This is a genomic window from Streptomyces purpureus (assembly GCF_014648195.1).
Lineage (GTDB): Bacteria > Actinomycetota > Actinomycetes > Streptomycetales > Streptomycetaceae > Streptomyces > Streptomyces purpureus.
Genome location: NZ_BMQQ01000004.1, coordinates 327326 through 338216, shown reverse-complemented (window position 1 = coordinate 338216; position 10891 = coordinate 327326). Strand labels below are relative to the sequence as shown.

The window sequence follows — 10891 nt, the reverse complement described above, 5'->3', positions numbered from 1 at the left end:
CTGCGGAACGGGCCGGGGCCCATGGGAACGCCGGTGCTCCGGGTACGGGCCGGGTACTGCGGAACGGGCCGGGGCCCATGGGAGCGCCCGGTGCTCCGCGTACGGGCCGCCGGGTACTGCGGAACGGGCCGGGGCCGCGTGGGAACGCCCGGTGCTCCAGGTACGGGCCGGGCCCGTGGGAACGCCGGGCCCCCGCCGGCGCCGGCCCGCGTCAGGTGACGCGGCGCGCGCCGTGCCGGACCGCCCTGAGCCGGGTCTCCGTCGGGAGCTCCTTGAGGCCCGCGGAGTCCCGGGCGTGGGCCAGCGCCTCGTCGGTCAGCCGGGTCAGGGTCCCGCCGGGCGAGGCGTACGGCTCCAGCAGCAGGGCGATCCGGGCCCTCGGGGCCGTACGACGGCCGGTCAGCAGGACCTGGGCGCGGGCCACGCCGTCCAGGGACTCCGCCTCCCGCTCCAGTACGGTCTCCAGGGCCCGGCCCCGCAGCAGCGCGCCTTCGCCGTCGCCGCTGTCGATCAGGACCTCCGCCAGCCGGGCGCGGCGGAACTGGGCGAGCAGCCACCACAGCGCCAGCACCACGAGCAGGGCGAGCCCGCCGATCACCGCCGGCCACCACCAGACCTCGTCCTTCCAGCGGGTGCGGGCGGACGCGCCGAGCAGCACGTCGTCGGGGCCGGACCAGGGCCACCAGGACGGTACGCCGAGGCCGAGGCCGGCCGCGAGGACCGCGCCCCCGACGGCCAGCAGTGCCAGGCCCGCGACGCCCAGCAGCGCGCGGTCGACCCCGCGGACGGTTCCCCGGACCACCGCCGTCACGCCCTCACCTCTTCTTCCTCGGGGCACGCCCGACGCGCACCGTCAGCGACGGCTGCCGGGCCAGCCCCAGTTCTCTGATCCCGGCGCCCACGACCTCGTCCAGGTCGGCGCGTACGTCGTCGAGTTCGCGGAAGTGGGAGACTGCACGGACGCCGACCTTCCGCCGGCCCATGCCGACCCGTACGGACTGCACACCGGAGACCTCCATGGCCCGGTCCCGCAACACGAGCGCCGCCGCCTCCCGGTCGAGGCCCGCCCGGACGGCGGGCGCGTCGCACCGCATCGGGAGCACGGCCCGCAGGCCCGGCGTGAGGGCGAGCACGATCAGCCAGAGACCGACGAGCATCGCGAGCCCGGCCGCCACGAGGACCCAGATGTTGTCGAGGGGGCGGGTGGCCAGTTCGTCGGCGAGGGTCCGCCGCCAGCGCATGGCCTGCCGGCCGGCCCGTACGGACGCGATGTCGTAGAGGAGCAGCCCGGCCGCGCCCAGGACGACCAGCGAGACCAGGACCGCCGGCACCCGCCGGGCGGCCCAGAAGCGCCGCGGCGGGGGCCGCTGCTCGCCGTCCGGCGCCGGCGCCGGGTCGTAGGACGCGCCGGAGGTGGTCTGGTCGAGTTCGGTCATCGGAGCTTCCCCCGGTCCTCGCGGCGCGTGTGCGCGGAGTGCAGGCGCTCCACCTGGACCGCCACCTCCGGCACCTCCATCCCCGCCAACGCCCTTACCCGCTCGGCGACATGGTGACGCACCCGGCCGCACTGGCGGCCGAGGTCGGAAGGATAGTCGAGCTCCAGACTCACCCTCACACGTGCCATGTCACGGTGTACGACGACCGAGGCGCGCGGCGCCGCGCCGCCCTCCGGTACGCGTACCACCGCCTCGCGCGCCGCCTGTGCGGCGATTTTCGCCACCACCCGGTCGGCGATCGAGGTCGCCCCGCGGTCGGCGGCTCCGATCCGCTGCGCCGCCACGCCGGGTCACCGCCGCCGGTCGACGCGCTCGCGCCCCTCGCGACCTCGGAAGAAGTCGCCGGGTTCGATGTCTCCGTCCAGGAACCGGCCGGCCACGAAACCGATCGCTCCCAAGGCCGCCACCAGCACGAACGCTCCGAAGCCGCCGAAGTATCCGGCGAAGCCGAGCGCCATTCCGGCCACCAGGCCGATCGCTGCCATGCTCATGCTGTGCCCCTTCAACGCCTGCTTCGGCCCGCCTCAGCCCGGCTGCTTCCTCGCCTGCCCGGGCCGTTGCCCGCCCGGTCCGGCGAAGCCGGTCACTGAATCCGGGTCTCCGGTTCTTCTTCCTCCTCGTCGGGGAGCTTCACATCGCTCACGGCGATGTTCACCTCCACGACCTCCAGGCCGGTCATCCGCTCGACGGCCGTGACGACGTTCTCGCGTACGGCCCTGGCGACATCGGAGATCGAGACGCCGTACTCGACGACGATCTCCAGGTCGAGCGCGGTCTGCACCTCGCCGACCTCGGCCTTCACACCTCGCGTGACACTGGACTTCGTACCGCCGGGGACCCGGTCGCGTACGGCGCCGAGCGTTCGGGACAGTCCGCCGCCCATGGCATGGACACCGACCACGTCCCGGGCGGCCAGCCCGGCGATCTTCTCCACGACCCCGTCGGCGATCGTCGTCCGCCCGCGGACGCCCGGGTCTCCCCCGCCCCGCCGCGTCGGGGACGGCTTGGCCAACGGCGTCCGAACGGTCTCGTCGGAGGTCTGCTGCTGCCTGCTCTGTGCGGCCTCGGTCATCGCCGTTCATCCCTTCCGGCCGGGTCTGGACTCCCTTGCCCACATTAGGTGCGCTTGCCCGATCCTGCGCCGGGGATGCGGCAGGCTGGAGGAATGGCAGGTGTGACGGCAGATACGGCGTCGGGCGGCACGGGGACGACCGGCACCGGCTGGTCGGCGGCGGTACGGGGCCGGCTCGGCCTCAGTCGGCTGCTGCCCCTGGGCGGGACGGAGGACGGTGCCTGGCTCGCGGAACGGGCGGCCGTCTCGGTCCTCCGTCGGGCGGCGGGCGAGGTACGAGGGGTGGCGCCGGGCGCGATGAGAGTGCGCCTGGCGGACCCGGACGCGCCCCGGCCATCGAAGTTCCCGGCGCCCCCCGGCGCGGCGGGGCCGGGGCCGTTGCTGATCGACGGGGAGTTCGTGGCCTCGGGCGACTCGCCCCTGCCGGAGCTGGCCGAGGAGCTGCGCACCGCGCTCTTCACCACGGGCGAGTGGCTCGGGCTGACCATCGCCCGGGTGGACCTCCGCGTGACGGGCCTGGGTGACGCGCCCCCGGATCCAGGCGCGGCGCCTCGGCCGACCGGGCGAACCGCCCCGGCGGCGGGCGCGCCCCCGGGGAAGGACGTAAGCGATGCGGTGGGCGCGGCGGCGGGCGCGCCCCTGGGGAAGGACGTAAGCGATGCCGTCGGCGCGGCGGCGGGCGTTCCGTTGGCGACCGCAGCCACCGATCCCGTCGCCGCCGCGGTGCTCGCGGTCGACGGCGTCGACGCCCTGACGACCACCCTGGGCCCGTCCGTCCACCGCGCGCCGGACCACCTCCGCGTGGAACTGGCCGTCTCCGCGGGGCACCGCCCACCGACCGTCGTCCACGCGGTACGCCGCGCGGCCGAAACGGCCCAGCCCCGGCCGCTGCCCGTGACGGTCCTGATCACACAGGTGCGCTAGACGTCCGGCGGAGGCCGTCCGGCGCCGGGGGACGGGCGGGCGGGCCGCCTCGGACGCTGGGGTGGTCAGTCGCCGAGGCCCGCCAGGTCGCGCAGGCGGCGGGCCTGGGCGGCGCGTTCGGCGGTGCGCTGGTCCTCGTACGTGCGGTCCGTGGCGCCCCGGAGCAGGGCCTTCGTCTCGATGACGGCGTCACGCGGGGCCGCGAGCAGGGCCGCGCTCAGGTCTCGTACCGCGCCGTCGAGCTCGTCGAGGGGGACCGCGAGGTTGGCGAGGCCGGTGCGTTCTGCCTCCGCCGCGCCCACGAAGCGGCCCGTGGCGCAGATCTCCAGCGCGCGGGCGTAGCCGACCAGGCCGACCAGCGGGTGCGTGCCCGTGAGGTCCGGCACCAGGCCGAGGCTTGTCTCACGCATGGCGAACTGGACGTCCTCGGCCACGACGCGCAGGTCGCAGGCGAGGGCCAGCTGGAAGCCGGCGCCGATCGCGTGGCCCTGGACGGCCGCGATGGACACGAGGTCGTTACGGCGCCACCAGGTGAAGGCTTCTTGGTATTCGGCGATGACCGCGTCGAGGTCCGCGTCGGAGCCGCGCGCGAGGTCGAGGAAGGACGGCTCGCCGTCGAAGCCCTCGGGCGTGAACGCCTGCCGGTCGAGCCCCGCGGAGAAGGATTTGCCCTCGCCGCGCAGCACCACGACCCGCACGCTGCCCGGCAGCGACCGTCCGGCTTCCGCCAACGCCCGCCACAGAGCGGGAGACTGGGCGTTGCGCTTGGCCGGGTTGGTCAGGGTCACCGTGGCAACGGCGTCCTCGACGGTGAGCCGCACACCGTCCTTGTCGAATACAACGAGCACAGAGTCGAGCGAGGTCATGGGGCTCCTCCGGTTCCGGTGCAGCACAGTCAAGTGACTGCACAGTAACCACCCGGTCGACCGCAGGACCGACCGGGTGGCCACGCCGAAATCGGTGGGGCCGGACGAACCGCGCCCGGACGAGCAGCGCCCTCGGTCCCGGAGGCTCCGGGAGGGCCGGGGACGCCCCTGGGCGTCAGGCCGTGGGGGCCTTCTTGCCTCGGGTCGCTCCGCCGCGTCCCCGCAGCGTCACTCCGGACTCACTGAGCATCCGATGGACGAATCCGTAGGAGCGGCCGGTTTCCTCGGCCAGCGCCCGGATGCTCGCACCGGAGTCGTACTTCTTCTTCAGGTCTGCCGCGAGCTTGTCGCGCGCGGCGCCGGTCACCCGGCTGCCCTTCTTCAGAGTCTCGGCCACCCGTGCCTCCTCATGGGAAGTGCGCTCTGGACTCTCATGATCACCCCTCTGGAGCGGGATGGCCACCCATTCGACAAGGTCTGTGCGACGAGGTTTGGCGGGCGGAACGCCGTCCTCACGACCGGAATCCCAGATTCCGGTGAACCGTTTTCCTTGGTCCGAGCCGGGACGGGCACGTATCGCCAGGTCAGCGGGGCGCCCCCGGCACGCCGGGAACGACGGCGCGGCGTGGCCCGGGTGGACGCAATCCACCGGAAGCCACGCCGCGGTACGAGACGCACTCACTCAGATGATGGATCACCCGTAGGCCGAATGATCCATACGGAGACGATCAGGCCAGGGCCACCAGGTCCGCGTAGTCGGCTCCCCAGAGGTCCTCGACACCGTCCGGGAGCAGGATGATCCGCTCCGGCTGGAGCGCCTCGACGGCGCCCTCGTCGTGGGTGACCAGCACGACCGCGCCCTTGTAGGTGCGCAGCGCGCCGAGGATCTCCTCGCGGCTGGCCGGGTCGAGGTTGTTCGTCGGCTCGTCGAGGAGGAGGACGTTCGCCGAGGAGACGACCAGGGTGGCCAGGGCGAGCCGGGTCTTCTCACCGCCGGAGAGCACCCCGGCCGGCTTGTCGACGTCGTCGCCGGAGAAGAGGAAGGAGCCGAGCACCTTGCGCACCTCGACGAGGTCGAGGTCGGGCGCGGCGGAGCGCATGTTCTCCAGGACCGAGCGGTCCGGGTCGAGGGTCTCGTGCTCCTGCGCGTAGTAGCCGAGCTTGAGGCCGTGACCAGGGCTGACCTCGCCGGTGTCGGGCTGCTCCACGCCGCCCAGGAGCCGCAGCAGCGTGGTCTTGCCGGCGCCGTTGAGGCCGAGGATGACGACCCGCGAGCCCTTGTCGATGGCGAGGTTCACATCGGTGAAGATCTCGAGCGAGCCGTACGACTTCGACAGGCCGTCGGCCGTCAGGGGGGTCTTCCCGCACGGCGCCGGGTCCGGGAAGCGCAGCTTGGCGACCTTGTCGGAGACGCGGGCGTCCTCGAGACCGGACAGCAGGCGCTCGGCGCGGCGGGCCATGTTCTGGGCGGCGACGGTCTTGGTGGCCTTGGCGCGCATCTTGTCGGCCTGCGCGTTGAGGGCCGCGGCCTTCTTCTCGGCGTTCTGGCGCTCGCGGCGGCGGCGCTTCTCGTCGGCCTCGCGCTGCTGCTGGTAGAGCTTCCAGCCCATGTTGTAGACGTCGATGGTGGAGCGGTTGGCGTCCAGGTAGAAGACCTTGTTGACGACGGTCTCCACGAGGTCGACGTCGTGGGAGATGACGATGAAGCCGCCGCGGTAGGTCTTCAGGTAGTCGCGCAGCCAGACGATCGAGTCGGCGTCGAGGTGGTTGGTCGGCTCGTCGAGCAGGAGCGTGTCGGCGTCCGAGAAGAGGATGCGGGCGAGCTCGACACGGCGGCGCTGACCTCCGGAGAGGGTGTGCAGCGGCTGGCCGAGGACCCGGTCGGGCAGGCCGAGCGCGGCGGCGATGGTGGCGGCCTCGGCCTCGGCGGCGTACCCGCCCTTGGTGAGGAACTCGGTCTCCTGGCGCTCGTACTGCTTGAGCGCCTTGTCGCGGGTGGCGCCCTGGCCGCTCGCGATGCGCTCCTCGTTCATCCGCATCTTGCGGATGAGTACGTCCAGGCCGCGGGCGGAGAGGATGCGGTCGCGGGCGAGGACGTCGAGGTCGCCGGTGCGCGGGTCCTGCGGCAGATAGCCGACCTCGCCGGAGCGGGCGATCTGGCCGGCGGCGGGGATGCCTTCACCCGCGAGGCACTTGGTGAGGGTGGTCTTGCCGGCGCCGTTGCGGCCGACGAGACCGATGCGGTCACCTTTGGCGATGCGGAAGGACGCGGATTCGATGAGGACGCGGGCGCCGGCGCGCAGCTCGATGCCGGAAGCGGTGATCACGGACAGACTCCAGGGCGGATATGGACGGCGGAAGGACGGCGGGGGCGGGGCTTCGACGCCGCTAATGCACAGGGAGAATGGCCATGGAGGCCAGTCTAACGGGCGTGTGCAACTGGTTTTCTGCCGTGCGACGAGGGTCACTCCGGGGGCACCGGCCCCCGCGCACTCCCGCGCCTGGTGGCCGGGGGGCTAAGGCTTCGGGGTGGGGATCTCGTTGCCCAGCGGCTCGCGGTCCGGCTCGATCCGGCCGAATTCGTCGACGGCGACGAGTTCGGCGGTCCAGGCGGCCGGCTCGGTGCAGGGCTGGGCGATCAGGAGCGCGTCGGAGGTGCGCAGGTGGCGCTGCGGGACATAGGTGCAGCCGCGGCGGGGAGGCAGGATCCAGCGCAGGTCGCCGTCGGCGACGCGGTAGGCCGCGATGCGTTCGGGGGTGACGACGGCGAGCATCTTCGCCTGGGGGTCGAGCGGCTGGAGCACGGATCCGCTCCGGGCGTCGAAGGCGGGGATGACGCGGTGCCAGCGCACGGCGCTGCCGTCCTCGCGGACGGTGTCGGTGACCATGCCGTCGCTCCACAGGGCCAGGGCGTGGCCGGGCAGCGGCAGGACGGCGAGGGGGTGGCGGCCCTCGCGGGTGTAGGTCCAGCGGCGGTGGCCGGTGGCGGGGTCATACGCCTCCACGGCGTGGCCGCGTACCCGTAGCGCGGGCTCCATGGCCGTGACGGCGGCGGAGGTGTGGGCGGTGAGGCGGTCGCCGTAGGGCACGGCCCGGGAGTGGGTGGCGGCCGCGGTCACCAGGGGCAGGGCCAGCGCGGCGGTGACGACGGCGAGCGCCAGGCGTACGCCCCGGCGTACCGTCCGAACCCCCGTCCGGTTGACGCTCCGGTCGGCGCTCCGGCCGGCGTTGCCGCCTGTGCTTCGGTCGGTGTCGCGTTCCGCGGTGCGGTCGGCGCTGCTTTCGGCGCTGCGGTCGGCACTGCTTTCCGCGGCGTGGTCGGCGCTGCGGTGCGGCTGAGCGGTCACCCTTCCCCCTTCGACGCCATGTGGGCACGGCGTTGATTTCTTGGTGCCACGGCAGCACAGGCTAGGGAACGGGCCGTGGTTCTGGCCATTGATCCGGCGAATCAGGCGCAGAGCGTAGCGGCGCTGGTGGGACAAAAGGGGCGAGACGCACCGCAGTGATCGATACTCGGCGCAGGGCGGCGGCCTCTGCCGCGGCAGCGACGCGGAGGACGGTGGGCCGTGCAGTTCGACGACGACGCGCATCTGGACACCTCGGAGGTCCGGGACGTCCGCGGCAGCCGCATCCCCGGGGGACGGGCCACCGTCGGCGGCGGCATCGTCGGATTCATCGCGTTGATCCTGGGGCTGTTCTTCGGGGTGGGTCCGGAGCAGCTGGGTCTGTCACCGGGCGGTGACGAGCCTGCGGCCACGGCGTCGTCGGCGGCGGAGGTCGAGCGCGGCTGCCGGACGGGAGCGGACGCGAACACCCGCCAGGACTGCCGGATCGTGGCGGTCGTCAACAGCGTGCAGGACTTCTGGCGGGCGGAGTACGTGCGCCGGGGCGGCCGTTACGCGGACGCCCGCACGGTGATCTTCACCCAGCGGATCGGTACTGCGTGCGGGTCGGCGACCGCGGCGGTGGGGCCGTTCTACTGCCCTGGCGACCGGCAGGTCTATCTGGACCTGGGCTTCTTCGACGAGCTGCGGACCACGTTCGGTTCGAGCGGGGGACCCTTCGCGCAGGCGTACGTGGTGGCGCACGAGTACGGCCACCATGTGCAGAACCTGACCGGGACGCTGGCGCGGGCGCAGGACGGGCGGACGGGCGCGGCGAGCAACGCGGTGCGGGTGGAGCTGCAGGCGGACTGCTACGCGGGGGTGTGGGCCCGGCACGCGACGACGACACCGGACGAGAAGACGGGGCGACCGTTGTTGACCCGGCTCGACGAGACCGACATCCGGGACGGTCTGGACGCGGCGGCGGCCGTCGGGGACGACCGTATCCAGGAGAAATTCCAGGGGCGGGTGACGCCGGAGAACTGGACGCACGGCTCCGCGCAGCAGCGTCAGGAGTGGTTCTCCACCGGTTACCGCACCGGCGACATGGCACGCTGCAACACCTTCCGCTGATCCTCCGGCCGCTTTCGGCGCGTTGTCAGTGGTGGATGCCAGACTGAGATCCAGGTCACATTCCTAGGTCCCGACCTGCGTACCGAACGTACCGAGCGAGAAGGAGTGATCGGGATGTCAGAAGCACCCCACATCTGCCCCACCCTGACCTACGACGACGCCAAGGCCGCGATCAAACAGATCACGGAGGCCTTCGGCTTCACGCAGAACGCCGTGTACGAGGGCGAGAACGGCCAGGTGCTGCACGCGGAGCTGTCGTACGGCAACGGGATGGTGATGCTGGGCAGCAAGGGCACGGGAGGAGAGTTCGACAAGCTGATGCGGGACGCCGGTCCGGCGGGGGTGTTCGTCCATGTCGACGACGTGGACCGGCATCACGCGCGGGCGGTGGAGCACGGTGTGGAGATCGTGATGCCGCCGACCGACCAGGACTACGGCTCACGCGACTACATGGCCCGGGACGCCGAGGGGAACATCTGGAGTTTCGGGACGTACACCCCCGGCGCCTCGGAGTAGGGCGGACCGGCCCGAAGGGACGTCAGAAGCCCTTCGGACGCGGGCCCCTCACGCCCCTCCGGTGTGGACCTGGAAGGCGGCTCTGCGGACCGCCTTGGCCAGGGCCGGATCGGGGTGCGCGGCGGCGAGGGCGACCAGGACCTGGACCGTGCGGGGGTGTCCGACGGCCCGGACCTCGTCGAGGAGTGCGGGGACGGTTCCCTGCACGGCCGATTCGAGGTGCCGGACCAGCAGGGCGCTCTCGCCGTGGTCGGCGACGGCGGCGGCGGTGTCCACCCAGAGCCAGGTCGCTTCCTCGCGGCTGAGGACGTCGGGGGCGTCGTCGGGGTCCATGCCTTCGAACTCGGCGAGCCACAGCAGCGCGTAAGGGCGCAGCGACGGCTCCCCGGCGGCGGCACGGACCTCGGCCTCGGCCGGGGCCCCGACGACACGCAGGGCGTCGAAGGCGAGGCCGCGCAGCAGCGCGTCCTCGCCGCGGGCGACGGTGAGCAGTTCGGAGACGGCGCCGGCGAGCGGGCGGGCGGCGAGCCAGGCGCGGTACTCGGTGCGGGCGGGTCCGGGGGTGAGCCGGGTGGAGCCGCGGAGCATGTCCTCGGCCGACTGCTCGATATGGCCGGCAGGGCTCTGCGCGGCGACGCAGATCTGCTCCAGCTTGACCCAGACCGCCCAGTTGCCGAGCGGGGTCAGGGTGGCGTGGCCGTCGCCGAGGGTCAGGGCGCCGACGGCGGCGAGGCCGTCCAGGGCCCAGTCGAGGAGGGGGGCGAGCGGGACGGCGGGGGCGGCGGGCCCGTCGGGGAGCGGGACCGGCACGGGCACGGGGATCGCGTCCGCGGTCTGGACGGGGTCCGAGGCCCGGGCGGAATCGGGGTCCTGCGGGTCGTAGGGGACCTCGCAGCGCTCCTCGCGGAGTTCGGCGACGCGCTGCTCCAGCAGGTCGAGCAGGGCCGGTACGTGAACGGGGCCGGCCGAGAGCTGAAGAAGGGAGAGCACCTGGGGGACGGCTTCGACGACCTCGGCGACGGCGGCGGGTGCCACAGCGGCCGGGGCCGGGTGGACCAGCGACCAGGCGTCGAAGAGCGCGACCCAGCCGCGCAGGACGGCGGTGTCGTCGCGGTCCCAGGCGTGCAGGCGCCAGCCGGGGCGGGCGGTGGAGCCGTGGAGCTCGACGAGTCCGGCGAGGCGGGCGCGGTCCCAGCCCGCGCGGACCTGGTCGGGCGTCAGGTCGAGTGCGGCGGCGGCCCGTTCTCCGGTGGGCGGGGCGTCGGGGCGGTGCCCGGCGGCGGCCCAGCGGGCGACGCGGACGGCGTCGGCGAGGACGGCCCGCGCCTGGCGGGCCAGCTCCGCGGCGGGCGGGGTCCCCTCGGGCGGCCGCGACGCCGGCCGGGTGCGCCGGGCCGTCACGGCCCGTCGGGCCGTGGTGAGGGGCCGCGGACGGACGAGTCGGAGTCTGGAGTTGCGCGCCAATTGCTCATCAGGCTTTCGAGACGTCACGGGAGCAGTCTTCCCGCTGACGGCCCGAAAGCCCAAACGGAATGAGTCTCACCGCGCTCGGATGAGGGG

Annotated in this window: 13 protein-coding genes; 3 read left to right on the top strand and 10 right to left on the bottom strand. The window is 73.4% G+C overall.

Translation table 11 applies throughout. From position 1 onward, the window contains the following. Positions 1–211 precede the first annotated feature (211 nt). The 5 genes from amaP to IEZ01_RS08655 form a co-directional block, all read right to left on the bottom strand. Positions 212–811 (bottom strand): alkaline shock response membrane anchor protein AmaP, encoded by a 600-nt coding sequence (gene amaP, locus IEZ01_RS08675; RefSeq protein ID WP_019885242.1) that lies wholly within the window; start codon positions 809–811, stop codon positions 212–214. Between the two features lie 4 nt (positions 812–815). Beyond that, the gene (locus tag IEZ01_RS08670; RefSeq protein ID WP_019885243.1) at positions 816–1436 is read right to left on the bottom strand and encodes a DUF6286 domain-containing protein; all 621 of its coding nucleotides are present in this window, start codon (positions 1434–1436) and stop codon (positions 816–818) included. Further along, entirely contained in the window at positions 1433–1780 is a 348-nt protein-coding gene (locus tag IEZ01_RS08665; protein WP_019885244.1) for an Asp23/Gls24 family envelope stress response protein, read from the bottom strand. The genes IEZ01_RS08670 and IEZ01_RS08665 overlap by 4 nt, the downstream gene beginning before the upstream one ends. A gap of 6 nt (positions 1781–1786) precedes the next feature. Next, entirely contained in the window at positions 1787–1987 is a 201-nt protein-coding gene (locus IEZ01_RS08660; protein WP_019885245.1) for a hypothetical protein, read from the bottom strand. A 92-nt stretch (positions 1988–2079) separates the two neighbouring features. Continuing rightward, positions 2080–2568, bottom strand: a complete 489-nt coding sequence (locus IEZ01_RS08655; protein ID WP_019885246.1) for an Asp23/Gls24 family envelope stress response protein — start codon at positions 2566–2568, stop codon at positions 2080–2082. Positions 2569–2670: 102 nt separating this feature from the next. Between IEZ01_RS08655 and IEZ01_RS08650 the strand changes: the two genes are divergently transcribed. Further along, the gene (locus IEZ01_RS08650; RefSeq protein ID WP_229832792.1) at positions 2671–3492 is read left to right on the top strand and encodes a hypothetical protein; all 822 of its coding nucleotides are present in this window, start codon (positions 2671–2673) and stop codon (positions 3490–3492) included. Positions 3493–3557: 65 nt separating this feature from the next. On the opposite strand, the gene IEZ01_RS08645 is transcribed toward IEZ01_RS08650, so the two are convergent. The 4 genes from IEZ01_RS08645 to IEZ01_RS08630 all read right to left on the bottom strand — a co-directional run bounded on the left by IEZ01_RS08645 (position 3558) and on the right by IEZ01_RS08630 (position 7705). After that, positions 3558–4358, bottom strand: coding sequence for an enoyl-CoA hydratase/isomerase family protein (locus IEZ01_RS08645; protein WP_019885248.1), 801 nt, complete (start codon positions 4356–4358; stop codon positions 3558–3560). Between the two features lie 175 nt (positions 4359–4533). Then, positions 4534–4755 carry a helix-turn-helix domain-containing protein gene (locus IEZ01_RS08640; RefSeq protein WP_019885249.1) on the bottom strand — a complete coding sequence of 74 codons (222 nt, stop codon included), beginning with the start codon at positions 4753–4755 and terminating at the stop codon, positions 4534–4536. 331 nt (positions 4756–5086) lie between these two features. Further along, positions 5087–6685, bottom strand: coding sequence for an ABC-F family ATP-binding cassette domain-containing protein (locus IEZ01_RS08635; RefSeq protein ID WP_019885250.1), 1599 nt, complete (start codon positions 6683–6685; stop codon positions 5087–5089). Positions 6686–6874: 189 nt separating this feature from the next. Continuing rightward, positions 6875–7705, bottom strand: coding sequence for a hypothetical protein (locus IEZ01_RS08630; RefSeq protein WP_019885251.1), 831 nt, complete (start codon positions 7703–7705; stop codon positions 6875–6877). 219 nt (positions 7706–7924) lie between these two features. Here IEZ01_RS08630 and ypfJ point away from each other — a divergent pair, with 219 nt between their 5' ends. Further along, positions 7925–8815, top strand: coding sequence for a KPN_02809 family neutral zinc metallopeptidase (gene ypfJ, locus IEZ01_RS08625; RefSeq protein WP_189200795.1), 891 nt, complete (start codon positions 7925–7927; stop codon positions 8813–8815). A 114-nt stretch (positions 8816–8929) separates the two neighbouring features. Further along, positions 8930–9331: a VOC family protein gene (locus tag IEZ01_RS08620; protein ID WP_019885253.1), complete on the top strand. Its 402-nt coding sequence runs from the start codon at positions 8930–8932 to the stop codon at positions 9329–9331. Between the two features lie 48 nt (positions 9332–9379). Here IEZ01_RS08620 and IEZ01_RS08615 read toward each other — a convergent pair whose 3' ends face one another. Further along, complete coding sequence (locus IEZ01_RS08615) at positions 9380–10795, bottom strand: hypothetical protein (protein WP_189200825.1); 1416 nt, start codon at positions 10793–10795, stop codon at positions 9380–9382. Between the last annotated feature and the right edge of the window lie 96 nt (positions 10796–10891).